This window comes from Methylobacterium fujisawaense, from assembly GCF_014138435.1.
GTDB classification, from domain to species: domain Bacteria; phylum Pseudomonadota; class Alphaproteobacteria; order Rhizobiales; family Beijerinckiaceae; genus Methylobacterium; species Methylobacterium fujisawaense.
This window is the reverse complement of the sequence record NZ_JACJIM010000001.1, coordinates 232,731-255,988: the sequence shown is the minus strand read 5'-3', so window position 1 is coordinate 255,988 and position 23,258 is coordinate 232,731. Positions and strand designations below refer to the sequence as shown.

Here is a 23,258-nt window from a genome sequence, read left to right as displayed (position 1 = left end):
GCTCGGCCTAGGGCGTGGCCCGGTCCGGTACCCGGCCCGCCATGTCCCGCACGCCCGACCGGCCCCGAAGCCGGTCGGACCATTCGCGGAAGAAATCAGCCGCGGTCGTCGGCACCCTCGCCGGCATCGGCCAGCGCCATGCCGACCTCGAGACCCAGGTCGTCGAGGTTGAACGCCTCGCGCTCGGTGACCGACTCGCCGCGGGCCTGACGCTCGGCCTCCTCGGGGCTGCGGGCGACGTTGACGGTGATCTCGACCTCGACCTCGGGGTGCAGCACAACCGGGACCTTGTGGAGGCCCAGGGTCTTGATCGGCTGGTTCAGGGTGAACTGGCCGCGGTCGACCGTGAAGCCCTCCTTCGAGACGACCTCGGCGAGGTCGCGGGTCGAGACGGAGCCGTAGAGCACGCCGGTCTCGCCCGACTGGCGGATCAGGACGAAGCTCTGGCCGTTCAGCTTCTCGGCGACGGCCTCGGCGTCCTTCTTGCGGTCGAGGTTGCGGGCCTCGAGCTGGGCGCGCTGGGCCTCGAAATGCTTCTTGTTGGCTTCCGTCGCGCGCAGGGCCTTGCCGCGGGCGAGCAGGAAGTTGCGGGCGAAGCCCGGGCGGACATTCACGGTCTCGCCCATCTGGCCAAGCTTGGCCACGCGCTCGAGCAGGATCACTTCCATGGTCTTTCTCCTTCAGGTGGTCGGCCGCTGAGGCCGGGGTCTCACGGCGCCGGGCTGTCCTTGGGACGCCGGCGATCGAGGGCTGTATCGGCGAGGCCGAACAGGGTGAGGGCGACCAGGGCGATACCCTGGGTCACGAACAGGATCAGATACATGCCGAACAGCATCAGCCCGCGTCCGGGCCGGCCGCGGGAACGGTCGTGGAAGGCGGCGAGTCCCTGAAGGGCGAAGGCTGCGCTGAAGGCTCCGACCAGCGCGACGCCGAAGACGCCGACATAGCCGGGGGCGAAGCACATCGCGACGGCGGCCGCGAGCGCCGCGAGCGTCGAGCGCGGCATCGTGGTGGAGGGGATGTCCGGCCAGGGCCGCGGCAGGCGGCCCGAGATCTTCACGATCCGGGCCGAGGCCCAGAGATAGAAGGCCAGCAGCAGCGCGAGACCGTTCGCCGCCAAGGCCGGCACCACTCGGGCGAGGGCATCCGCGACCTCGGTCCGCGTCACGTCGGCCTGATCGTCACCGGTCTGCGGCGCCGGCTCGGGCGCGGCCGCCGCGTCCTGTCCGCCCGCGTCCTGTCCGGCCGTGCCTTGGCCGGCGGCGTCCTGGCCGGCGGCGACGGAGCCGGTCGACGGCGCACCGGCGCGTCGGGTTTCGGCAGGGCTCCGGGTTGCAGGCATCCGCGTCTGCACCAGCGTCTGGGCGAGCCCGCGCAGCTGCGCATCGAAGGCCGCGTGATTCGGCGACGACAGGACCGCGATGGCGATGAAGGCGAGGGCGGCCGTGGCGGCGATCCAGCCGAGCAGGCGGCCGGTCGGGTACCATTCAAGGCCGGCTTGCGTCTCGCGCCCGAGGAGCGTGAGGTAGGCGAGCCACCAGGCGGGGAGGGCGATGTAGGCCGCGAAGGCGAGCCCCATGAACGGGGCGATCACGAGGATCAGCACGAGGCTGCCGGTGGCCGCCGCCACGAGGGCGGCCTTATGGCTCCAGCCGAGGCCGACGATCAGGATCGGCAGCGGTGCCACGAGGTAGAGCAGGATCGCGAGGGGGGTCGCCTTCAGAAGCACCCCGAACAGGAGTGCCGAGACGAGGCCCGCGCCGATACCGATGCCGATATGCTGTGCCATGAATTCCGCTGTCCCGCTGCCGGTGCGGCAGGGTTAGAGGCACGGATACGCCCCAACGATCGGGCGGCGCGCGCCGCCCTCTGTGAGGACCGGCCCGGGCGAGAGCCGGGCCGGTCGGTTCGGTGACCTACTTGATCACGTAGGGCAGCAGGCCGAGGAAGCGGGCACGCTTGATCGCCTGGGCGAGCTCGCGCTGCTTCTTGGCCGAGACCGCGGTGATCCGCGACGGGACGATCTTGCCGCGCTCCGACACGTAGCGGGAGAGGAGCTTGACGTCCTTGTAGTCGATCTTCGGCGCGTTCGCGCCGGAGAACGGGCAGGTCTTGCGACGACGGAAGAAGGGACGGCGTCCGCCGCCTGCACCAGCACCGAAAGCCATGGGTTAGCCCTCCCCGCCGAAGCTGCGCTCGCCGCGGTCACCGCGATCGCCGCGGTCACCCCGGTCGCCGCCGAAGCCGCCACCACCGAAGCCCTCGTCATCCCGACGACGGCCGCGCTCGCGATCCTTGCGGTCGTCGCGGTCGCGCTTCTGCATCATGGCGGACGGCTCGGAATCGAGCTCCTCGACCCGGATGGTCATGAAGCGCAGCACGTCCTCGGAGATCTGCATCTGGCGCTCCATCTCGGCGATGGCGGCCGGCGGGGCATCGATGTTGAGGAGCGCGAAATGCGCCTTGCGGTTCTTCTTGATCCGGTAGGCGAGGGACTTCACGCCCCACATCTCGATCTTCTCGAGACGGCCACCGTTCTGCTCGATCACACCCTTGTAGGTGTCGATCATCGTCTCGACCTGCTGGGACGTCACGTCCTGGCGGGCCAAGAGCACATGCTCGTAGAGAGGCATATCGGGCCTTTCATCGTCAAAAGGAGCCCGGCCGCCGGAGGGCGGCTGAGTCGGGCCGGTTCATCTCGCGAGACGCTCGGCGCCAAGCCCTTCGAGCCGATTTTCAGGCCCGAGCGGTTGATCGAAGGCGGAGACACCGGACGACGGGATCCGACAAGATCCCTATGCCGCAAGCAGCATTGTCCGTTCAGCCCCCGGCCGGAGCGAACGCGAGGGGCGGCGCATAGTCGGTTTTTCCCGCTCTGGCAAGTTCGCCGCGCGCTTCAGGCATCCCGGTGCGGCGTCGAAGCGGGCTTCGGATCTGGCGCGCCACGCTGCCGGGCTCGTGGCCGGGCTCGTGCCGGAGACCGCGCGGGGGCAGCGCCGTCCGGGCCTGATTCTGCGAGCGGACGGCGGGGCGGCCACGATCGGTCTCCGGATCCGTCGACGGGCACCGCGGCTTGCCGCTCGGGCGGTTCGATGACACAAGCGCGGCGCAGCTGGGGATCCCCGGCCGCGCTGGTTGTTCGGTAATTCTCCAGATCCGTGATGGCAGAGGCCCCATCTTCCGGCCCCTCCGAGGTCGGTCCCGTGCTGATCACCGGCGCGAGCGGCTTCCTCGGCTCAGCCCTGGTCGACGTCTTTCGCCGGGCCGGCTTCCCGGTGCGCATCCTCGTGCGCGCGTCGAGCCCGCGCCGCAACCTCACCTGGACCGACGTGGAGATCGCCGAGGGCGACATGCGCGACCCGGCCGCCGTGGCGGCGGCGATGCGCGGCCAGCGCTACCTGATCCACGCCGCCGCCGATTACCGGCTGTGGGCGCCGGACATGGAAGAGATCGTCCGCACCAACCGCGACGGCACGCGCCTGATGATGCGCGCGGCGCTGGAGGCCGGGGTTGAGCGGGTCGTGTACACATCGAGCGTCGCGACGATCCGGCCGCCGGCCGACGGCGTCACGCCCTCCGACGAGACCATGCCGCTGACGCCCGAGACCGCCATCGGCGCCTACAAGCGCAGCAAGGTCGTGGCCGAGCGGGTGGTCGAGGAGATGGTCGCCCGGGACGGCCTGCCGGCGGTGATCGTCAACCCGTCGACGCCGATCGGCCCCCGCGACGTCAAGCCGACGCCCACCGGACGGATCATCCAGGAGGCGGCGCTGGGCAAGATGCCGGCCTTCGTGGATACCGGGCTCAACCTCGCTCACGTGGACGACGTGGCCCACGGCCATCTCCTGGCGCTCCGCAAGGGGCGGGTGGGCGAGCGCTATATCCTCGGCGGCGAGGACGTGTTCCTGTCGCAGATGCTCGCCGACATCGCCGGCATGGTCGGGCGCAAGCCGCCGACCGTGAACCTGCCGCGGGCCGTGGTCTATCCCGTCGCGTTCTTCGCCCAGCTCGCCGCCCGGGTCACCGGAAACCAGCCCTTCGCGACGATCGACGGCATCCGCATGTCGCGGTACCGGATGTTCTTCTCGGATCGGAAGGCGCGCGCCGAACTCGGCTACACGGCCCGGCCCTACCGCGAGGGCCTGTCGGACGCGATCACGTGGTTCCGTGAAGCGGGGTACCTCGCATGAGCACCCTCGAATCCGCCACCGCGACCCGTTCCGGCAAGGGGCACCGCGACGAGAACTTCCCCGTCGCCTCGCACCTGATCCATCCCCGTCATCGCGGCGCGATCCTGGCCTTCTACAATTTCGTCCGCGCCGGCGACGACGTGGCCGATCACGCGGAGCTGTCGCCGGAGCGCAAGATCGCGCTCCTCGACAGCCTGGCCGATTCGCTGACCGGCGCCGGCCCGTCCGATCCGGAGGCCGAGCCGCTCAAGCGCGAGCTCGCCGCCCGCGGCCTGCCGCCCCGCCACGCCCTGGAACTCCTCGACGCGTTCCGCATGGACGCCCGCAAGAGCCGATACGCGGATTGGGATGAGCTGATCCACTACTGCCGCTATTCGGCCATGCCGGTGGGGCGCTTCGTCCTCGACGTGCACAGCGAGGATCCGGCCCGGGTCTACGGGGCCTCCGACGCCATCTGCGCGGCCCTTCAGGTGATCAACCACCTTCAGGATTGCGGCAAGGACTACGCCGCCCTGGACCGGGTCTACCTCCCGCAGGATTGCCTGGATCGGCACGGCGCCACGGTGGCGATGCTCGGCGAGGCCAAGGCGCCGCCGCAACTCCGGGCGGTGATCCGCGACCTGGCGCAGAGATGCCTCGACCTCCTCGACGAGGGCGCGGTCCTGCCGGATCTGATCGACGACCTGCGCCTGTCGCTGGAGATCGCCGCCATCCACCGCCTCGCCGTGGTGCTGAGCCGGGGCCTGCTGGAGCGCGACCCGCTCTCGGAGAAGGTCCATCACGGCAAGGCCGCCTTCGCCCTGACGGCCCTGGGTGGCGTCGCCGCCACCCTGGCACGCCGGCCCTTCCGCGGGCGCACGATCCGGGCCGCGGCTCAAGGAATCCGCTCGTGACCGCCACCGCCACGCCCGCCCAGAACCCAGAGAGCGCCGCCCCGGCGCTGCCCGCCGCCGGCTCCTCCTTCTATACGGCGATGCGCCTGCTGCCGAAGGAGCGGCGGGAGGCGATGTATGCCGTCTACGCCTTCTGCCGCGCCGTCGACGACGTCGCCGATGACGGCGGCAGCCGCGCCGTGCGGCAGGCCGAGCTCGACCGCTGGCGGGCCGATATCGACGCGCTCTACGCCGGCCGGCCCGCGCCGCGCGTGCGCGACCTCGTGGAGCCCGTGCGCCGCTTCGGCCTGAAGCGGGAGGATTTCCAGGCGGTCATCGACGGCATGGCCATGGACGCCGTCGAGGACATCGTCGCCCCCGACGCCGAAACCCTCGACCTCTACTGCGACCGGGTCGCGAGCGCGGTCGGCCGGCTGTCGGTGCGGATCTTCGGCATGCCGGAGGCGGACGGCATCCGGCTGGCGTGGCACCAGGGCCGGGCGCTCCAGCTCACCAACATCCTCCGCGACATCGACGAGGATGCGGAGCGCGGCCGGCTCTACCTGCCGCGCGAGAAGCTCCAGGCGATCGGCCTCACAGAGCCGACGCCGGTCCAGGCGATCAGCCACCCGCGCATCGGCGAGGTCTGCATCTCCCTCGCCCGCGAGGCGGAGGAGCATTACGAGGCGACCTGGGAGATCATCCGCCGCAGCCCCCGCAAGGCCACCAAGGCCGCCCGGCTGATGGCGGCGGCCTATCATCTCTATCTCAAGGCGGTCGTCGACCGCGGCTGGGCGATGCCCCGGGCGCGGGTGAAGCCCGGCAAGCTCGCGCTGCTGGGCGTCGTCCTCCGGCACGGCCTGATCTGATGGGCACCGTCCACGTCGTCGGCGCCGGCCTGGCCGGCCTCTCCGCCGCCGTCGCCCTCGCGGAATCCGGTGTCCGGGTGGTCCTGCATGAGGCCGCCAAGCAGGCGGGTGGCCGCTGCCGCTCGTACTACGATCCGGCACTCGGCCTGACCATCGACAACGGCAACCACCTGCTGCTGTCCGGCAATGCCGATGCCCTGGGCTTCCTCAGGACCGTCGGTGCCCCGGCCGATGCGCTGACCGGTCCGGACACGGCGGAGTTCGATTTCGCCGATCTGAAGACGGGCGAGCGCTGGCGCCTGCGGCCCAACGCCGGGCGGCTGCCCTGGTGGGTGATGAGCCCGGCGCGCCGCGTTCCCGGCACCCGGGCGCGGGACTACCTGGCGCCCCTCGGCATCCTGCGGGCGGCCTCCGGCAAGGCGGAGGGCGCGGGCGGGACCATCGGCGCGCACATGGCCTGCGAGGGCCCGCTCTACCGGCGCCTCTGGCATCCGGTGCTGCTCGCCGCCCTCAACACCGAGCCCCGCGACAGCGATGTCGGGCTGGCGGCCCGGATCCTCCGCGAGACCCTGGGCGCCGGCGGGAAGGCCTGCCGACCCCTCGTCGCCGTGGAAGGCCTGTCCTACGCCTTCATCGACCCGGCGATTCGCTATCTCACCGCGCGCGGCTCCGAGATCCGCCTGGGCCGGCGCCTGCGCGGGCTCGAGACCGTGGACGGCCGGGTCGGGCAGCTCGTGTTCGCGGACGGCGCCGAGAGCCTCGGCCCGGAGGACGGCGTCGTGCTGGCGCTGCCCCCGTGGGTGGCCCGGGAAGTGTTGCCCGGTCTCCTCGCCCCGACGGAATTCCGCTCCATCGTGAACGCGCATTTCGCGCTCGCTCCGAAGCCCGGCAGCCCCCTCGTCCTCGGCGTCGTCAACAGTCTCACGGAGTGGCTTTTCGCCTATCCGGACCGGTATTCGGTCACGATCAGCGGTGCCGACCGGCTTCTCGATGTGCCCCGCGAAGACCTCGCGCGGCAGATTTGGGCCGAGATCGCACAGTTGTGCAACCTTGCACCGGATCTGCCCAGCTGGCAGATCGTAAAGGAGAAGCGTGCGACCTTCGCGGCGACGCCGGCAGAAGCCGCGCGGCGCTCGGGGGCCGAAACCGCCTACGAGAATCTCGTCCTGGCAGGCGATTGGACTGCGACCGGCCTGCCATCGACGATCGAGGGAGCGATCCGTTCGGGCCAGACGGCCGCGCGTTCCTTGCGCGCGGCATCGGTCGTGCGCTCTGGAACCCCAGCGCGCGGCGCAGCTTGAGGCATGGCGTCCGCCGCGAGGCGGTCGTTCGAGGCGAGGACTATGAGAGAGGCCGTAAGCAAAGTCGAGGCGCTGCAGCGCTCCAAGACGCAGGGGATCGCGCTCGAGGACGTCGAGCGCGGCGTGGCACAGGCGACGCGCGCGCTGACCGACCTGGCGCATGACGACGGGCATATCTGCTTCGAGCTCGAGGCGGATGCCACCATCCCGTCCGAGTACATCCTGTTCCACCACTTCCGCGGCACGCAGGTCCCCGGCGACCTCGAGGCCAAGATCGGCACCTACCTGCGGCGCACCCAGGGCCGTCACGGCGGCTGGGCCCTCGTCCACGAGGGGCCGTTCGACATGAGCTGCACGGTCAAGGCGTATTTCGCCCTGAAGATGATCGGCGACGACATCGAGGCGCCGCATATGCGCCGGGCGCGCGAGGGCATCCTGTCCCGCGGCGGCGCGGCCAACGCCAATGTCTTCACCCGCTTCATGCTGGCGCTCTACGGCGAGGTGCCGTGGCGCGCCGTGCCGGTGATGCCGGTCGAGGTGATGTTCCTGCCGAAGTGGTTCCCCTTCCACCTCGACAAGATCAGCTATTGGGCTCGCACCACCGTGGTGCCGCTGTTCGTGCTCCAGGCGACCAAGCCCCGGGCCCGCAACCCGCGGGGCATCAGCGTGCAGGAGCTGTTCATCACGCCGCCGGAGAGCGTCCGCTCGTGGCCGGGTTCGCCCCATGCCACCTGGCCCTGGACCCCGATCTTCGGCTTCATCGACCGGGTGCTCCAGCGGGTCGAGAACCACCTGCCGCGCAAGAGCCGCCAGCGGGCCATGGAAATGGCCCGTGCCTGGGTGAGCGAGCGCCTGAACGGCGAGGACGGCCTGGGCGCCATCTTCCCCGCCATGGTCAATTCGGTGCTGATGTACGAGGTGATGGGCTACCGGCCCGATCACCCGCAGGTCCGCGTCGCCTGCGACGCCATCGAGAAGCTCGTCGTCGAGAAGGCCGACGAGGCCTATGTCCAGCCCTGCGTCTCGCCGGTCTGGGATACGGCGCTGGCGAGCCACGCGCTCCTGGAAGCCGGCGGCCCCGAGGCCGAGGCCCAGGCCCGCGCCGGGCTCGACTGGCTGAAGCCCCGGCAGGTGCTCGACATCGTCGGGGACTGGGCGGCCCGCAAGCCGAAGGTCCGGCCGGGCGGCTGGGCATTCCAGTACGCCAACGCCCATTATCCCGACCTCGACGACACCGCCGTGGTGGTGATGGCGATGGACCGGGCCATGCGCCAGCACGGTCTGGTCGCCGGCATGCCGGACTACAAGGTCTCCATCGCCCGCGCCCGCGAATGGGTCGAGGGGCTGCAGTCGGAGGACGGCGGCTGGGCGGCGTTCGACGCCGACAACAACCACATGTACCTCAACCACATCCCGTTCTCGGATCACGGCGCGCTGCTCGATCCGCCGACCGCGGATGTGACCGCCCGCGTGGTCGGCATGCTGGCCCAGCTCGGCGAGACCCGGGAGACCTCCCGCGCCCTAGACCGCGGCGTGAACTACCTCCTGAACGACCAGGAAGAGGACGGATCCTGGTACGGCCGCTGGGGCATGAACTTCATCTACGGCACGTGGTCGGTGCTCTGCGCCCTCAACGCCGCGGGTGTCGATCCCGCCGATCCCCGCATCCAGCGGGCGGTGAACTGGCTGATCCGGATCCAGAACCCGGATGGCGGCTGGGGTGAGGACGCTTCCTCGTACAAGATCGACCCGGCCTTCGAGCCCGGTTCGTCCACCGCCTCGCAGACCGCCTGGGCGCTGCTCGCCCTGATGGCGGCCGGCGCGGTCGACGATCCGGCCGTCACCCGGGGCATCAACTTCCTCACCCGCACGCAGGGCGCGGACGGGTTCTGGAAGGAAGAGCGCTACACGGCCACGGGCTTCCCGCGGGTGTTCTACCTGCGGTATCATGGTTACCCGAAGTTCTTCCCGCTCTGGGCGATGGCGCGCTTCCGCAACCTCAAGCGCGGCAACAGCCGGCGCGTCCAGTTCGGCATGTGACGGCCTGCGGCCGGCCCGCAGGGCCGGCCGCGCCTCGCCGGATCGCAGCGCGTTCGACCGTTCCGACGACCGATCTGCGAGCCCGGTATTCCAGACGTGGCCTCCTCAGACAGCGACCCCGCGGGACCGGGCGAACCGCGTTCCGCGCCGGAGCCGGCCCAGACGCCGCCGCGACGTCCGCGCCGGCTTGCGGACCTGGCCGGACTGGTCCACCAGCGGGCCATGATCGATCCTACCGCACCCGTCCTGGCCGTCACCGGCCTCGCCCGCGAGCGCCGCATGGCGGCGGGGGAGGGGGTCGAGGCGGTGGGGGCCGGCGGCAACCCGCATCGCCTGCGTCACCTCCTCGACGCGCGCGTCTCCGCCGGCTGCCGGGCGGTTGTGAGCTTCGGCATCGCGGGGGGCCTCGATCCCTCCCTCAAGCCGGGTGACGTCGTCGTCGGTACCGGCGTGGTGAGCGAAGACGGGCGGCGTGCCGCCGATCTCGACCTCTCGGCGGCGCTCCTCAATCTCCTGTCCGGTTCCGGCGCGCGGGTGATCGCCGCCGATCTGGCCGGTGTCGATACGGCCGTGCTCTCCGTCGAGGGCAAGACCGATCTGCGGGCCACCTCCGGCGCGGCCGCCGTCGACATGGAATCGCACGTGGCTGCGTCCTTCGCGGGCCGGCACGGCGTGCCCTTCGCGGCGCTGCGCGTGATCTGCGATCCGGCCGGTCAGGCGCTGCCCGCCTTCGCCGCACAGGCGCTCACGGCGGACGGCGAACCCGACATTGCGGCGGTGTTCTTCGCCTTCGCCCGCGGCCGGGCACGGCTGGGGGACCTGATGCGGTTGGCCCGTGACTCCAATGCGGCCTTCGCGTCGCTCGGACGCTGTCGCGCCCGGCTCGGACCGGGGCTGGGAATACCGGCTGCGGAGCGCTGAGACGTCAGAGCCCGTTTCTGCCAGCGGACGCGAAGCAGGCCGGTTTCTCGCTTCCCAGTGCGCGCCAGGACCATCGTGAGGGACGACAAAAGGCGCCGGCCTGTTCGCCCGGCGCCAGTCGGAGGTCACCACGCGGCGGCGCGGGGGAGGGGCCCCGCGCCGGGAGGAGCCGGCCTCAGCCGTCCTTCTTGTTGAGCGAGACCGCCACGAACCGGGTCTGGCCCTTGCCGCTCTTCACCCGCATCAGCACGGCCTTGCGTCCGCTCGACTCGGCCGCCCGGATCTGCGTCGCCACATCCGACGGACGGGACACGCTCTGGCCGCCGACATCGAGGATCACGTCACCTGCCTCGATACCCTTGGCGGCAGCCGGCCCGTCGGGATCGACCTGCACCACCGCGACACCCTGATCCGACAGGCCGACATCGCCGGCCGGAGCGAGCTGCAGGCCGAGCCGCGGCTGGCCGTTGCTCGAATCCTCGTCACGGCTCGCCATCTTCGTGCCGTCGGTCGGCATCGTGCCCAGCGTCACCGTGGCGGTGTCGGACTTGCCGCCGCGCAGGTAGCTCAGCTCGACCTTGGCGCCGGGCTTCATGCCGGCGATCCTGCGCGACAGCTCGCGGGCGCTGTCCACCGTGTCGCCGTTGACCTTCTCGATCACGTCACCGGCCTTCAGCCCGGCCTTGGCCGCGGGGGTGCCGTTCTCGGCATGGTCGACGAGCGCCCCCTTGGCCTTGTCGAGGCCCAGGCCCTCGGCGATGTCCTGCGTCACGGGCTGGATCTGGACGCCCAGGTAGCCGCGGGCGACCTTGCCGTCGGTCCGGAGCTGATCGACCACCGCCTGAACGGTCTCGGCCGGGATCGCGAAGGCGAGGCCGACGCTGCCGCCCGACGGGGACGCGATGGCGGTGTTGACGCCGACGACCTCGCCGTTGACGTTGAAGGTCGGGCCGCCTGAGTTGCCCTTGTTGATGGGCGCGTCGATCTGCAGGAAGTCGTCGTACGGACCGGCGCCGATGTCGCGGCCGCGGGCCGAGACGATGCCGGCGGTCACGGTGCCGCCGAGGCCGAAGGGGTTACCGATCGCCACAACCCAGTCGCCGACCTGAGGCGCGGATTTGCCGAACTGCACGTAGGGGAAGTTCGAGCCCTCGGTGATCTTCAGCAGAGCGACGTCGGTCTTGGGATCCTTGCCGATGACCTTCGCGTCGAGGGTGCGGCCGTCGTCCAGGGTCACCTGCACGGTCTTGGCGTGATCGACGACGTGGTTGTTGGTGACCACGTAGCCGTCGGCCGAGATGATGAAGCCGGAGCCGACCGCGCCGCGCGGACCCTGGCGCTGGGGCTGCATCCCGCCGGGGCCGTTCTGGCCGAAGCGCTTGAAGAACTCGCGCAGCTGCGGCGGCACATTCTGAAGGTTGCGGCCCTGGCTCGGGCCGTCATCGTCGTCGCTGCTCGCGGAGTCGTCGAGCTTGACCTTCACCGAGACGACGCCCGGCTTCACCTTGTTGACGATGCCGGCGAACGAGCCCGGCGGATGCTCGGGGGCCTCGATCGGGGATTTCGGAAGGGCCTGCGCGTAGGCCGGAGTCGCACTCGGCAGATAGCCGCTGCCAATGGCACCGCCGGCGATCAGCGCCGCCGCCGCCACGGAGGCGAGGGCGCGGCGCGAGGTGCGGCCAGTGGGACGGGTCTCGGTCATGGGGGCTCAACCTCTCGAAACTGATCGGGACGACGCCTGCGGTCGCGGCCGTCGATGGGATCTGTCTAGAGAGCGCCGCCTGACCCGGGCGTGGCGGTCAGATTACCGTTTGGACAGGTGGCCAAGCGGTCGCGGAGCCCCATCGCGATCCCGGCGGTGGCCTGCGATCGGAAGAGTGCGACGCCTCGATGCGGCACGGGACAGGCCCAGGCCTGTGCTGTCCGACACCGCGATTTCCGAGGGTCGGCCTTAAATCCCGCTGAGTTCGGCAGGCCGGCATAAGTTTCGGCGTTGCTCGATCCCAGTGTTCAGGCAGAGGGGATTGCAATGAAGACGCTGTTGGCCGCCGCCATGTTCTTCGGGCCGACTGTCGGCGCGCTGGCGGCCGACTCGTACGCGGATTACCGCGACTACTTTGACGCGAAGCCCGCCGTGGCAGATCACGCGCCGCGCGGCGGGTCCAAGAGGACATACGGGGTCGATACGCGCCGCCCCGGCGACGATCGCACCGCCAAGTCGGCGCCCCACCTGCGGCCCGGCTACTGGAACCAGGCCGGCGGCTATGTTCCGCCGGACTATTCCACGCATCCGCGGGCCGCGTCGCAGGACGGGTTCTGGAGCCCGAACGACGCGTCGGCCGCCAACTGGGCCGGGCCGCGGGCCTTCACCGGCACCCTCGGCACCCGCCGCTGACGCTTGGCCGTCCGGGTGACGGCGCGCTGCCGGTCCCGCCGGCGCAGGGCGCCGAGCCCGGGCCTCAGCGGCCCGGGACGGGCGCTCAGTCCCCGCTGAGCCGGACCAGAGCCTCCTCGATCTTCACCAGCCGCGCCGCCTCGCTGTCGCGACGCTCCCGGTTCTCCTCGATGATCTCCTCGGGCGCCCGGGCCACGAAGTCGGCATTGCCGAGCTTGGCGTCGATCTTCTTGATCTCGCCCTGCGCCTTGCCCTGCTCCTTCTTCAGGCGGGCGACCTCGGCGGCGAGATCGACGACGCCTTCCAGGGGCAGTGCGGCGACGCTCCCGCGCACCAGCAGCTGAACCGAGTTCTTCGGCGGCGCCTCCGCGAAGGTGATGTCCGACAGGCGCGCGAGGCGCAGCAGCGTGTCCCGCCATGCCTCCACCCGCGCCCGGACCTCCGGGGCCGCGCCGACCATCACCAGCGGGATCTGCGCGGCGGCCGGGACATTGGTCTCGGACCGCGCCGAGCGGATCTGGCTGACGAGATCGACCACGAACCCGACCTCGGCCTCCGCGGCCGCATCGGCGAGGCCGCCGAGGTCCGGCCAGGAGGCCAGGGTCAGAAGGCCCCGCTCCGGCAGCTCGGCCCCCTTGATCGCCCACAGCTCCTCCGTGAGGAACGGCATGAACGGGTGCAGCAGCTTGGCGACCTGATCGATCAGGAACGCCACGCTCGCCTGTGTCTCGGCCCGGATCGCGGGGTCGACGCCCTCGCCCTGGAGCACGGGCTTGGCGAGTTCGAGATACCAGTCGCAGAAGATGTTCCAGACGAAGCGATAGGCGGCCGCCGCGGCGTCGTTGAAGCGGAAGGCCTCGAGGGCACCCGTGACCTCGTCGACTGCGCGCGCGGCCTCGGTGAGCGCCCAGCGGTTGATCGCGCCGGTGGCGGAGCGCGGATCGAAGGCCGGATCCAGGCGGCAGCCGTTCAGCTCGGCGAAGCGGGCGGCGTTCCAGAGCTTGGTCGCGAAGTTGCGGTAGCCCTGGACCCGGTCGGTGGACAGCTTGATGTCGCGGCCCTGGACGGCCAGCGCACAGAGGGTGAAGCGCAGGGCGTCGGCGCCGACCTGATCGATCAGCTCCAGCGGATCGACGACGTTGCCCTTCGACTTCGACATCTTCGCCCCCGACGCGTCCCGCACCAGGGTGTGCAGGTAGACCGTGTCGAAGGGGGCCCGGTCGGTGAGGTGCAGGCCCATCATCATCATCCGGGCGACCCAGAAGAACAGGATGTCCTTGCCGGTCACCAGGGTGTTGGTCGGGTAGAAGCGGCCGAGTTCCGGGGTCGAATCCGGCCAGCCGAGGGTCGAGAACGGCCAGAGGGCCGAGGAGAACCACGTGTCGAGGACATCCTCGTCGCGGGTCAGCGCGACGGAGCGGCCGTGCTTCGCCTCGGCCGCTTCCAGCGCTTCCGCCTCGCTCTCGGCGACGAAGATGCTGCCCTCCGCGTCGTACCAGACCGGAATCTGGTGGCCCCACCAGAGCTGGCGGGAGATGCACCAGGGCTCGATGTTGGTGAGCCACTGGAAGAAGATCTTCTCGTAGTTCTCGGGCACAAACTTGGTCTGCCCGTCGCGCACCGCCTGGAGGGCGCGCTCCGCGAGCGGCTTGACGTTCACGTACCACTGGTCGGTCAGGTAGGGCTCGATGACCACGCCGGACCGGTCGCCGTGCGGGACCGCGTGGGTGTTCGCCTCGGTCGCGCGCAGGAGCCCGCGCGCCTCCATCAGCGCGACCACCGCCTTGCGGGCCTGCGCCCGGTCGAGGCCGTGGAGCGCCAGGGCCTCCGGCTCGGGCGAGGTCCCGTCGAGGAAGGCCGCATTGCCCTCGAGCAGCATCCGCCCCTCGGGGTCGAGGACGTTGATCACGCCGAGCCCCTGGCGGCGGCCGACATCGAAATCGTTGAAGTCGTGGGCGGGGGTGATCTTGACCGCGCCCGTCCCCTTTTCCGGGTCCGAGTAGGTGTCGGCGACGATCGGGATCAGCCGCCCGACCAGCGGCAGGCGCACGCGCTTGCCGACCAGCGCCGTATACCGCTCGTCCTCGGGATGGACCGCGACGCCGGTATCGCCCAGCATCGTCTCGGGACGGGTGGTCGCCACCGTGATGACCGCCCCGGTCTCGGTTCCGGTCTCGTCGACGACCGGATAGTCGAAGTGCCAGAGATGGCCCTTCGTCTCGATCTGCTGGACCTCCAGGTCCGAGATCGCGGTCTGGAACTTCGGGTCCCAGTTCACCAGCCGCTTGTCGCGGTAGATCAAGCCCTGCCGGTGCAGGTCGACGAAGGTCTTGAGGACGGCCCGGCTCAGGCCCTCGTCCATGGTGAAGCGCTCGCGGGACCAGTCGCAGGAGGCGCCCAGCCGCTTCAGCTGGTTGACGATCGCGCCGCCGGATTCCGCCTTCCAGGCCCAGACCTTCTCGACGAAGGCCGCGCGGCCGATCTCGCGGCGGCCGGGCTCCTGATGCTCCATCATCCGCCGCTCGACCACCATCTGGGTGGCGATGCCGGCATGGTCCGTCCCCGGCTGCCAGAGCACGTCCTTGCCGCGCATGCGCTCGAAGCGGCAGAGGATGTCCTGCAGGGTGTTGTTGAGGGCGTGGCCCATATGCAGCGAGCCCGTCACGTTCGGCGGCGGGATCACGATGCAGTACGGCGGAGCCCCGGCGCGCTCGGGCCGGCCGGCGCGGAAGGCGTCCGCCTCGGCCCAGGCGGCGGAAATCCGCGCCTCGACGGAGGTGGGCTCGAAGGTCTTGTCCATCATCGCGGGTACGGGCCGGCGCTTGTCCAAACGGGGTTGGCCCCGCTTTCGACCGTCACGCCGCTCCCGTCAACACGCGGACGGCGGCTCGCGGCCACCGTACCCAGGCCGCCGGCTCAGCGGCCGCGCGAGACCCGCTCGATCTCGGCGCGCACGAGGCGCTCGACCACGGCCGGCAGGTTGTCGTCGAGCCAGGATTTCAGCATCGGCCGGAGCATCTCCTTGACGAGATCCTCCAGGGTCCGGGCGTTCTGCGTCAGCACCGTATGGGCCAGCAGGTTGAACGCGCCGCTGACGCTGGCGTCGGTCGCCGGGGAGACCAGGGCCTCCCGCTCCGGCTCCGGCTCCGGCGCGCGCACGGCCTGGAGCACGGGCTGCGGCCGCGGCGGTGCCGGCGGTTCCGGGATCGGATCGGGCTCCGGTGCCGCGGCGACCGGGTCCTCGAAGTCGATCGCGTCGAAATCGAGCAGGTCCGGAGCAGGTTCCGGCTCCGGCTCCGGCTCGACCACGCGCGGGCGCGTCACCGGCTCGGCGACCTCAGCGAGGTCGAGCACGTCATCGGGCTCCGGCGCGACCGTCGTCTCGGCGGGCTTGGCGGCCTGATCGTCGGCGATGATCCTGCGGATCGACGCGAGGATCTCTTCCATCGAAGGCTCGTGCGCCTTATCGGCAGCCTTGTCCTGGAATTTCGTGTCCGGGATCTTTGGGCTTGCTGCACTCATCGGCAGGCGCACTCGGGCATGGGAGACTGGAACGCGACCCGATCGGATCGTTGTTCAATCAGTATTCCATGCCGTTTCGTGGCGGCAAGCGTGCCCGCAACACACTCCCCGTGGAAAAGCCCTCAGCGGCCGTCCGGCGTGCGCAGACCGAACCACAGATCCTTGACCTGATCGAAGTGGACCTTGGCGCTGTAATATTCGACCGGCAGTGCCGTGAACCGCGCGGTGAGTTGCCCGATCGCCTGGACCACGCCGTAGGAGAAGATCACGCGGTCGCGTTGGGCGACGATGAGGTTCACGCGGGAGTTCAGCAATTCCTGCTGCGCATTCAGCACGTCGAGGGTGGTGCGCTGGCCGACGCGGGCCTCCTCGCGCACGCCGTTCAGCGCCACCTCGTTGGCCTGGACCTGGGCCTGGGCGGCGATGACCTGGGCCTTGGCGGCTTCCAGGCGACCCCAGAAATCGACGATCTGGGCGCGGACCTGATCGCGGACCTGATCCACCTGGATGCGCGTCTGGCCGACGGTCTCCTTCGCCTGCCGGATCTGCGCGTAGGTCTGGCCGCCCTCGTAGATCGGGATGTTCAGCCGGCCGCCCACGAATCCGACGAAGAAGCTCTGGTTCGGGCCGGTCTGGTCGTAGACCTGACTGAGGGAGCCCTGCAGGCTGACCTGCGGCGCCAGCTGACCTTCCAGCACCTTCACCTGCGATTCGGCCGCGTCGACGGCGTGGATCGCCGACACGATCTGCGGATGCTCGCGCAGGCCGATGGCGATGGCGGCGTCCAGGCTGTGCGGAACGAACCGGTCCAGAGGCCGGCCGGGCGCAAGCTGGCGCGGCTCGACACCGATATTCTGCCGGTAGATGCCGATGCTCGTCCGCAGGGCCGATTCCGCCGCGCTCACCTGCGAGCGGGCGCCCGCGAGACGGGCCTCGGCCTGGGCGACATCGGTCCGCGTCACCTCGCCGACGTTGAAGCGGTCGCGCGTCTGGCGCAGCTGCTCCTCCAAGACCTCGACGTTGTTCCGGTTGAGTTCCAGCGTCGCCGTGTTGCTGAGCACGTTCATGTACGACTGAACGGCGTTGTAGAGCACGGTCAGCTCCGTGTAGCGCAGCGTCTCGCGCTGGCTGTACACGGTCGACTCGGCGCGGCGGGTCAGGTTGTCCGTCTGGAAGCCGTTGAACAGCGTCTGCGAGACCGTCAGGCTCGCGGTGCTCGGCAGGTAGGTGGTCCGGACAGTCCGCTTGGAGGTGATGGTCTGGGCCGAGGCGATCTCAGCCGTGCTCGATGTCGCCCCGGCTCCGCTGGTCGCCGACGTGCCGGCCACGCCGGACGAGCCCGCCCCGATGTCGGTCGTGCCGACACCCGTCGTGCTCGTTCCGACGCCGATCCCGGTGCCGCCCGTAACGCCGCCCGTGGTGCCCCCGAGACCGGCTGTGCCGGTCGCCGACGTCCCGGTGCTGGCCGAGCCTGCCGCTGCCGCGGCGGTGCTGGAACTGCGGGTCTGAAGGTACTGGACGCCGATCTGCGCCCCGAGATTGACCTGGGGGCGATAGCCCGACTGCGCGATCGCGACGCTCTCGTCGGTCGCGCGCACGCCGGCGCGGCTGGCGTTGAGGCTTGGATTGCCCTGATAGGCTTTCGCGAGCGCGCTTTCGAGTGTCTCGGCAGACGCCGGCATCGCTGCCAGAATCGCGAGCCCGGAGACCATCCCGACCAAACGGAATGTCGAGCAACTCGCTTGTGGACGTCGTGTCACGATGAACAAGCCCTTGCGGTCTCTTTCGGTTCGGATGTCCGAGACGAAAACGGCCAAGGTACGGCGTTTCGCTCGTCTCCGATCAAGCCCGCCCCACCGTCACGCTTAGCGCAAACCGGGCGCTTTGGCTCGCCCCGGCTTAGGGATGGCGGCGGAAAGTCCGGCGTTGGGGCATTAAGGTGACACATCCGGTCTCCGTGACCCCGCGTGCTGGGCTGTTACGGTAAGTGCCGTCCCGAATACGGTATCGGTGCAAATATAAATGGCTGTGGATCAGCAACGTCCGCGCGCTGCCCGAGACGGGGCCAGCTTTGCCGCCCGGGAGGGGGGCCGGGTTTCGGGCCCCGATTTGTGGCGGGAGGCGGATGTCGGGCGTCGCGTTCACCGCCCGGTTCGGGACCGGCTCGCGGGCGCGCAAGACAGGCGGCCGACAGAGCCGCCATCCACGGCCGCCATCGACCGCCGCACGGTCGTCGCATCTCGCAGGATCCGCGACCATTCCGGCCACCGAGGGGACGTGTCACGCGGGCGGGACGACAGCGTACGGGTTGATCCGGTCAGAACAGGATGTTCCGGCGCGGGGTGTCGTCCGAATTGAGTATTCGATGGAATCGGACCCCGGCAGTAGCGTCCACTCACCGGGCCGGTTCGGTGCCGGTCGTTCGGGTCGGTGCGCGGAACGGATCCAAAGGCCCTGTAAGCCTGGGCGGCCGGCGATCCGTCGGCCATCACCGTGCGAACATCCGGGTCAGCGGGGCGGCGCCGTGGTGGAGGGTTTCATCGTGGACGAGAACGATCCGCCCTGGGACACCGATCCCCTCTGGTATGACCGGGCGGAGTCCGGGCCGGCACCGGGTCCCGTCCTCGAATGTCTGGCGTGGCTGTTCCTGCTGGCGGTCGCCGTGGTCGCCGGGCTGGTCTGGCTCTACGGAATTCCCGACCGCCTGTGGCGCGTGGCGACGCGCCGGTTCCTGCGCCGCCGGCCGGCGGGCGCGAAGCGCTTCTGATCCGGTTCGGAAGCTCCGCGGCGACTGCGGGTTTCAGGCCGCCGCGATGCGCGTGACGAGCAGCGTGTCTTCCATGGCCTCCACCGGCATCGGACGGCCGAGATAATAGCCCTGCAGGAACGGGCAACCCATCGCCTGGAGGATGTGCAGGTCGTCGACCGATTCCACGCCCTCCGCCACGACGTCGAGACCGAGCAGGCGCCCGAGGCCCAGGACGGCGAGGACGAGCCCGCGCTTGTCGTCGCATGTGCCGAGCCCGGTCACGAAACTTCGGTCGATCTTGATCCGATCCGCCTTGAGCTGCCGCAGGGAGGAGAGCGACGAGTAGCCGATGCCGAAATCGTCCAGAGTGATCCGGATGCCGGCGCGCGACAGGGCCTGCAGCTTCCCCTGAACCGCGCCGATGTCGAGGGCGGTCTCCTCGGTGATCTCGATCTCGAGCATGGTGGGCGGCAGGTCGAGCAGGCCCAGGCGCTCGATGACGATCTCGTCCACCGGAACCTGCGCCATCTCCCGGGGCGAGACGTTCATCGCCACGCGGACCCCATCGAGGCCACGGCTGCGCAGGATTTCCAGCATCGCGCAGACCTGCTCAAGGATGTAGCGGAGCAGCGATTCGGTCAGGCCCGCCATCGCGGCGGCGGCGATCAGGTCCGGCGGGGCGATCCAGCCGAGCCGCGGATGCTCCCAGCGGATCAGCGCCTCCAGCCCGACCAGCGTGTGGCCATCCGCGGCGTAGATCGGCTGAAACCAGACCCTGGGCGCGTTCTCGACCAGGGCCTGCGACAGGTCGCGCTCCAGGTCGCGCCGCATCTGCAGGCCCTCGCGCAGGCCCGCATCGAACACCCGGAAGCGATTCCGGCCTCCGGCCTTCGCGGCGTAGAGGGCCTCGTCGGCGCAGCTCAGCATCTCGGTCAGACTGGGCTCCGGACCGGCATGGACGCCGATGCTGACCCCGAGCCGGCCCGCGTCGAAACCGTCGAACGGGTGTGCCACGGCCGTGATGAAGTTGGCCGCCATGACGTCGTGGGCCAGACCGGAGGTGGCAGGATCGTAAAGCACGGCGAATTCATCGCCGCCGAGCCGGGCCGCAAGGCCGTTCTCCGGCAGCGCATCCCTCAGCCGGCGCGCCACTTCGACGAGCACCCGGTCGCCCGCCTTGTGTCCGTAGACGTCGTTGACGAACTTGAAGCCGTCGAGGTCGAGCAGCAGCAGGCTGAGCGTCCCGCTGTGGAGCCGGCTTTCCGCCGCCTGGAGGAATCCCGCGCGGTTCAGCAGGCCGGTGAGGTCGTCGTGCGTGGCGCGCCACCGCATCTCGTCGACGAGGGCGCTGGCGCTGGCATGCGCTTCGGCCCGCGACCGGGCGAGGGCATGGGCCTCGTTCTTGAGCCGGCTTGCCTGGCGGAACACGGCCTGGCTCCGGAACGCGGTGTGCGTCAGCGCCATGAGATAGAGGGCGACGCAGGCCGCAAGGCAGTTACGGTCGAAGTCACCCGCATAGGTCAGGCAGACGGAGACCGACAGCAGCGGCAGAGCGATGAAGGCGATCGGAATGCGCGCATAGGCAATCCCGTGCGTCACCGCCCCGGCGGTCACGCCGCAGGTGATCGTGAGATAGAACAGGGTCTCGGGCGAGGTGTAGCCGGCGGACAGGAGCGGCTGGCAAGCCCAGACCAGGCCGGAGAGAAACGCCGCGAGCGTGCAGACGCGCAGGTGCCGGTCGACGGAGCGCGCGGCGGTCGCGGCCAGGCTCGGCGTCATGTCGGCGGTCAGCGCGAGGCCGAGGCAGGGGATCCGACACAGCACGATCCGCAGGAGATTGACGCAGGTCGATGCCGCAAACCAGGCGGCCCCCAGGGCGCCGTGCCCGCTCCGATAGGCGACCAGGATGCTCGCCAGCCCGAGCAGCATGTTGACGGGGATGGCCGCCAGCACGGTCCCGCGCATGGCCTCGAGCTGGTCCCGCCGGACCAGCGCGTCCCACCTCGGATCCGCAGGGTCGAGAGATTCACCGGAGCCGGGTGAGCCTGGCCCGGATCTCTCCTGGTCCCAAGCGATCATCATATGTCCACTCAAAGCTGAGCGACTCATGACAGCGAATCGTTAGATATCGTTGAACGATCATCGACCACCGCAAGCGATCTCGATCTTTTCGCGCTGCGGATGCGCAGAAGCGCCGGCGCGCGGGGCATTCCGGTTGCGCCCGAAAGCACCATATCGACACGCGGGCCGCTCCCGGGCCCCGGATCGTCCATGGCCCTCACCCGCGACCTGCTCGATATCCGGACGATCTACCACGAGCCTGCCGTCCGCGACTTTCCGCTCGGCGGGGAGATCCTGGCCCGTTTCCCGGACGCCGAGCGCATCGTCGTGCCGTCGCACTGGAACATCCCGGAACTCCACGGCAATGCGGGATCGGTGGAGGATTGGGTGCGGATCAAGCGCTCGACCCTGGTCCTCGGCGTGAAGAAGGGTCTCGCGATGCGCCCCAACGGCCGGAGCGCCCATTTCATCGCGCCCTCGACCTCCAACGGCTGCGCCATGGCCTGCGCCTATTGCTACGTGCCGCGCCGCAAGGGCTTCTCCAACCCGATCTCGCTGTTCGTGAACGTCGAGCAGGCCTGCGCGGCGATCGCCCGGCACGCCGGCCGTCAGGGACGCCTGTCGGCGCCGGATCCGATCGACCCGGAATACTGGGTCTACGACATCGGCGAGAACGGCGACCTCTCGGTGGATGCGGCGGTCAGTGGCGGCGTACGCGCCCTGATCGCGCTGTTTCGCACCCTGCCCAACGCCAAGGCCTCCTTCGCCACCAAGGCCGTGAACCGCGATCTCCTGGCCTACGATCCGCAAGGCAAGACGCGGATCCGCTTCTCGCTCATGCCGGCGCGGATCGCCCGGATCGTGGACGTGCGCACCGCCCCGATCCCGGAGCGGATCGCCGCCATCGACGACTTCGTGGCCGCCGGCTACGAAGTCCACGTCAATTTCTCGCCCGTGATCCTGTACGAGGACTGGGAGGCGGACTGGCGGGCCCTGTTTGCCGAGATCGACGCGACCCTGTCCGACGCCGCCAAGGCGCAGCTCAAGTGCGAGATCATCATGCTGACCCACAATGCGGATCTGCATGCGGTCAATCTCGGCTGGCACCCGAAGGCCGAGGACCTGCTCTGGCGGCCGGACATTCAGGAGGCGAAGGTTTCCGAGGGCGGGGGCACGAACCTGCGCTACCGGGCCGGCTGGAAGGGCCGGTGGCTCGTCCGGTTCAAGGCCCTGCTGGCCGAGGCCATGCCCTACTGCACCGTGCGCTACGCGTTCTGAGGCCCCGGTCGCTGAACTTCCCGCCGCGCCCGGCGTTGCCGCGCCAGCGCAGAGGGGATCGTCCATGGGGATGCACGAAGATCATATCCGCGAGGCGGTCGCCCTCGCCGAGGCCAATGTCGAGGCCGGCGGCGCCCCTTACGGCGCGGTGATCGTGCAGGACGGCACCGTGCTGGTCCGCGCGGCCAACACCGTGCACGCCACCAACGATCCGAGCGCCCATGCCGAGATGGTTGCGCTGCGCGAAGCCAGCCGCCTGCTCGGCCGGCGCGATCTCGGCGACTGCGTGATGTACGCGAGCGGCCGCCCGTGCCCCATGTGTCACGCGGCGATGCGGCTTGCCGGCTTCAAGGAAGGCTATTTCGCCTTCTCGGCTGAGGAGGCCGAGACCTACGGTGCCGGCAGCGCGACGATCTACGCCGAACTCTGCCAGCCCCTCGATGCGCAGCCGATGCGGATCAGCCAGATCCGTCCGCCGGGCGATTCGCCTTACCCGGCCTGGAAGGCGCGCCGGACAGCCTGATCCGAACTCGCCGGACTCAATGCGTCCACGGCGCCGTGCGGTTGAATTTGAAATTGTCGGAATAGGACAGGCCCTTGCGCTGGACCACTTTGGCCGGCTGCTCGACGCGGAAGGCGATGCCCTCGCGCTTCGCGTAGGCGACGGCCTCCGCCTCGGTGTCGAATTCCAGGCGGACCTGCTGAAGCATGTCGGAGGAGCCGTTCCACCCCATCAGCGGATCGATCTCGCGCGGGCTGGTCTGGTCGAATTCCAGAACCCACTGCTTGGTCCGGGCGAGGCCCGACTGCGTGGCATCCCGAGACGGACGGAAGATGCGGGCGCTCGGCATCGGACTCGACAAGCTCCTGATCGAATGGTCGGGGCGATAGGATTCGAACCTACGACCCCCTGGTCCCAAACCAGGTGCGCTACCAGACTGCGCTACACCCCGACTGCCACACGGCCTCAATGCCGTAGCGGTTCCGCCGGTCCCCCGCAAGGCGCGGTGCGCCGGTGGCCCATTCCCCCGCCTGCGTGCTTCCGGCGCGCCTGCAGCGC

Annotated in this window: 20 protein-coding genes and 1 tRNA gene; 10 read left to right on the top strand and 11 right to left on the bottom strand. The window is 70.1% G+C overall.

What is annotated here, in order from left to right; genetic code table 11:
• Positions 1-95: 95 nt before the first annotated feature.
• The 4 genes from rplI to rpsF all read right to left on the bottom strand — a co-directional run bounded on the left by rplI (position 96) and on the right by rpsF (position 2,633).
• Entirely contained in the window at positions 96-668 is a 573-nt protein-coding gene (rplI, locus tag GGQ91_RS01155) for a 50S ribosomal protein L9 (RefSeq protein WP_043346875.1), read from the bottom strand.
• Positions 669-709: 41 nt separating this feature from the next.
• Complete coding sequence (locus GGQ91_RS01150) at positions 710-1,789, bottom strand: DUF2232 domain-containing protein (RefSeq protein WP_182591195.1); 1,080 nt, start codon at positions 1,787-1,789, stop codon at positions 710-712.
• 127 nt (positions 1,790-1,916) lie between these two features.
• Positions 1,917-2,168: a 30S ribosomal protein S18 gene (rpsR, locus tag GGQ91_RS01145; RefSeq protein WP_007561044.1), complete on the bottom strand. Its 252-nt coding sequence runs from the start codon at positions 2,166-2,168 to the stop codon at positions 1,917-1,919.
• 3 nt (positions 2,169-2,171) lie between these two features.
• The gene (gene rpsF, locus GGQ91_RS01140) at positions 2,172-2,633 is read right to left on the bottom strand and encodes a 30S ribosomal protein S6 (RefSeq protein ID WP_020090632.1); all 462 of its coding nucleotides are present in this window, start codon (positions 2,631-2,633) and stop codon (positions 2,172-2,174) included.
• A 528-nt stretch (positions 2,634-3,161) separates the two neighbouring features.
• On the opposite strand from rpsF, the gene hpnA reads away from it, so the two are divergent.
• The 6 genes from hpnA to GGQ91_RS01110 all read left to right on the top strand — a co-directional run bounded on the left by hpnA (position 3,162) and on the right by GGQ91_RS01110 (position 10,193).
• Entirely contained in the window at positions 3,162-4,190 is a 1,029-nt protein-coding gene (gene hpnA, locus GGQ91_RS01135; RefSeq protein ID WP_043346872.1) for a hopanoid-associated sugar epimerase, read from the top strand.
• Entirely contained in the window at positions 4,187-5,083 is an 897-nt protein-coding gene (gene hpnC, locus GGQ91_RS01130; protein WP_182591194.1) for a squalene synthase HpnC, read from the top strand. Before hpnA ends, hpnC begins: the two co-directional genes overlap by 4 nt.
• The gene (gene hpnD, locus GGQ91_RS01125; protein ID WP_182591193.1) at positions 5,080-5,931 is read left to right on the top strand and encodes a presqualene diphosphate synthase HpnD; all 852 of its coding nucleotides are present in this window, start codon (positions 5,080-5,082) and stop codon (positions 5,929-5,931) included. Before hpnC ends, hpnD begins: the two co-directional genes overlap by 4 nt.
• The gene (gene hpnE / locus GGQ91_RS01120; RefSeq protein ID WP_182591192.1) at positions 5,931-7,232 is read left to right on the top strand and encodes a hydroxysqualene dehydroxylase HpnE; all 1,302 of its coding nucleotides are present in this window, start codon (positions 5,931-5,933) and stop codon (positions 7,230-7,232) included. Before hpnD ends, hpnE begins: the two co-directional genes overlap by 1 nt.
• 42 nt (positions 7,233-7,274) lie before the next feature.
• A complete protein-coding gene (gene shc, locus GGQ91_RS01115; RefSeq protein WP_043387030.1) occupies positions 7,275-9,272 on the top strand; it encodes a squalene--hopene cyclase in 1,998 nt (665 codons plus the stop codon).
• Between the two features lie 222 nt (positions 9,273-9,494).
• Positions 9,495-10,193 (top strand): phosphorylase, encoded by a 699-nt coding sequence (locus tag GGQ91_RS01110; RefSeq protein ID WP_182591191.1) that lies wholly within the window; start codon positions 9,495-9,497, stop codon positions 10,191-10,193.
• A gap of 175 nt (positions 10,194-10,368) precedes the next feature.
• Here GGQ91_RS01110 and GGQ91_RS01105 read toward each other — a convergent pair whose 3' ends face one another.
• Positions 10,369-11,895 carry a Do family serine endopeptidase gene (locus GGQ91_RS01105; protein ID WP_043355239.1) on the bottom strand — a complete coding sequence of 509 codons (1,527 nt, stop codon included), beginning with the start codon at positions 11,893-11,895 and terminating at the stop codon, positions 10,369-10,371.
• A 327-nt stretch (positions 11,896-12,222) separates the two neighbouring features.
• Here GGQ91_RS01105 and GGQ91_RS01100 point away from each other — a divergent pair, with 327 nt between their 5' ends.
• Entirely contained in the window at positions 12,223-12,588 is a 366-nt protein-coding gene (locus tag GGQ91_RS01100) for a hypothetical protein (RefSeq protein ID WP_182591190.1), read from the top strand.
• A gap of 85 nt (positions 12,589-12,673) precedes the next feature.
• On the opposite strand, the gene GGQ91_RS01095 is transcribed toward GGQ91_RS01100, so the two are convergent.
• The 3 genes from GGQ91_RS01095 to GGQ91_RS01085 form a co-directional block, all read right to left on the bottom strand.
• Positions 12,674-15,391 carry a valine--tRNA ligase gene (locus GGQ91_RS01095; protein ID WP_182591189.1) on the bottom strand — a complete coding sequence of 906 codons (2,718 nt, stop codon included), beginning with the start codon at positions 15,389-15,391 and terminating at the stop codon, positions 12,674-12,676.
• A gap of 113 nt (positions 15,392-15,504) precedes the next feature.
• Positions 15,505-16,035: a PopZ family protein gene (locus GGQ91_RS01090; RefSeq protein ID WP_043355243.1), complete on the bottom strand. Its 531-nt coding sequence runs from the start codon at positions 16,033-16,035 to the stop codon at positions 15,505-15,507.
• 197 nt (positions 16,036-16,232) lie between these two features.
• A complete protein-coding gene (locus GGQ91_RS01085; RefSeq protein WP_051045025.1) occupies positions 16,233-17,822 on the bottom strand; it encodes a TolC family outer membrane protein in 1,590 nt (529 codons plus the stop codon).
• Between the two features lie 830 nt (positions 17,823-18,652).
• On the opposite strand from GGQ91_RS01085, the gene GGQ91_RS01080 reads away from it, so the two are divergent.
• A complete protein-coding gene (locus tag GGQ91_RS01080; RefSeq protein WP_182591188.1) occupies positions 18,653-18,877 on the top strand; it encodes a hypothetical protein in 225 nt (74 codons plus the stop codon).
• A 33-nt stretch (positions 18,878-18,910) separates the two neighbouring features.
• Here GGQ91_RS01080 and GGQ91_RS01075 read toward each other — a convergent pair whose 3' ends face one another.
• Entirely contained in the window at positions 18,911-20,824 is a 1,914-nt protein-coding gene (locus GGQ91_RS01075) for a putative bifunctional diguanylate cyclase/phosphodiesterase (protein ID WP_246410529.1), read from the bottom strand.
• 306 nt (positions 20,825-21,130) lie between these two features.
• On the opposite strand from GGQ91_RS01075, the gene GGQ91_RS01070 reads away from it, so the two are divergent.
• Together GGQ91_RS01070 and GGQ91_RS01065 are read left to right on the top strand one after the other, a co-directional pair.
• Positions 21,131-22,198 (top strand): spore photoproduct lyase family protein, encoded by a 1,068-nt coding sequence (locus GGQ91_RS01070; RefSeq protein WP_043387022.1) that lies wholly within the window; start codon positions 21,131-21,133, stop codon positions 22,196-22,198.
• A gap of 64 nt (positions 22,199-22,262) precedes the next feature.
• The gene (locus tag GGQ91_RS01065) at positions 22,263-22,721 is read left to right on the top strand and encodes a nucleoside deaminase (protein WP_043355254.1); all 459 of its coding nucleotides are present in this window, start codon (positions 22,263-22,265) and stop codon (positions 22,719-22,721) included.
• 16 nt (positions 22,722-22,737) lie between these two features.
• Here GGQ91_RS01065 and GGQ91_RS01060 read toward each other — a convergent pair whose 3' ends face one another.
• A complete protein-coding gene (locus GGQ91_RS01060; protein ID WP_043355257.1) occupies positions 22,738-23,049 on the bottom strand; it encodes an ETC complex I subunit in 312 nt (103 codons plus the stop codon).
• Between the two features lie 25 nt (positions 23,050-23,074).
• Positions 23,075-23,151 (bottom strand) — tRNA-Pro (locus tag GGQ91_RS01055).
• Positions 23,152-23,258: the final 107 nt, after the last annotated feature.

Bases quoted from the DNA above. Each gene is read 5' to 3' on its own strand.
- rplI (WP_043346875.1), bottom strand. From the start codon at position 668: ATGGAAGTGATCCTGCTCGAGCGCGTGGCCAAGCTTGGCCAGATGGGC.
- GGQ91_RS01150 (WP_182591195.1), bottom strand. From the start codon at position 1,789: ATGGCACAGCATATCGGCATCGGTATCGGCGCGGGCCTCGTCTCGGCA.
- rpsR (WP_007561044.1), bottom strand. From the start codon at position 2,168: ATGGCTTTCGGTGCTGGTGCAGGCGGCGGACGCCGTCCCTTCTTCCGT.
- rpsF (WP_020090632.1), bottom strand. From the start codon at position 2,633: ATGCCTCTCTACGAGCATGTGCTCTTGGCCCGCCAGGACGTGACGTCC.
- hpnA (WP_043346872.1), top strand. From the start codon at position 3,162: ATGGCAGAGGCCCCATCTTCCGGCCCCTCCGAGGTCGGTCCCGTGCTG.
- hpnC (WP_182591194.1), top strand. From the start codon at position 4,187: ATGAGCACCCTCGAATCCGCCACCGCGACCCGTTCCGGCAAGGGGCAC.
- hpnE (WP_182591192.1), top strand. From the start codon at position 5,931: ATGGGCACCGTCCACGTCGTCGGCGCCGGCCTGGCCGGCCTCTCCGCC.
- shc (WP_043387030.1), top strand. From the start codon at position 7,275: ATGAGAGAGGCCGTAAGCAAAGTCGAGGCGCTGCAGCGCTCCAAGACG.
- GGQ91_RS01110 (WP_182591191.1), top strand. From the start codon at position 9,495: ATGATCGATCCTACCGCACCCGTCCTGGCCGTCACCGGCCTCGCCCGC.
- GGQ91_RS01105 (WP_043355239.1), bottom strand. From the start codon at position 11,895: ATGACCGAGACCCGTCCCACTGGCCGCACCTCGCGCCGCGCCCTCGCC.
- GGQ91_RS01100 (WP_182591190.1), top strand. From the start codon at position 12,223: ATGAAGACGCTGTTGGCCGCCGCCATGTTCTTCGGGCCGACTGTCGGC.
- GGQ91_RS01095 (WP_182591189.1), bottom strand. From the start codon at position 15,391: ATGATGGACAAGACCTTCGAGCCCACCTCCGTCGAGGCGCGGATTTCC.
- GGQ91_RS01090 (WP_043355243.1), bottom strand. From the start codon at position 16,035: ATGGAAGAGATCCTCGCGTCGATCCGCAGGATCATCGCCGACGATCAG.
- GGQ91_RS01085 (WP_051045025.1), bottom strand. From the start codon at position 17,822: ATGGTCTCCGGGCTCGCGATTCTGGCAGCGATGCCGGCGTCTGCCGAG.
- GGQ91_RS01075 (WP_246410529.1), bottom strand. From the start codon at position 20,824: ATGCGCGGGACCGTGCTGGCGGCCATCCCCGTCAACATGCTGCTCGGG.
- GGQ91_RS01070 (WP_043387022.1), top strand. From the start codon at position 21,131: ATGGCCCTCACCCGCGACCTGCTCGATATCCGGACGATCTACCACGAG.
- GGQ91_RS01065 (WP_043355254.1), top strand. From the start codon at position 22,263: ATGGGGATGCACGAAGATCATATCCGCGAGGCGGTCGCCCTCGCCGAG.
- GGQ91_RS01060 (WP_043355257.1), bottom strand. From the start codon at position 23,049: ATGCCGAGCGCCCGCATCTTCCGTCCGTCTCGGGATGCCACGCAGTCG.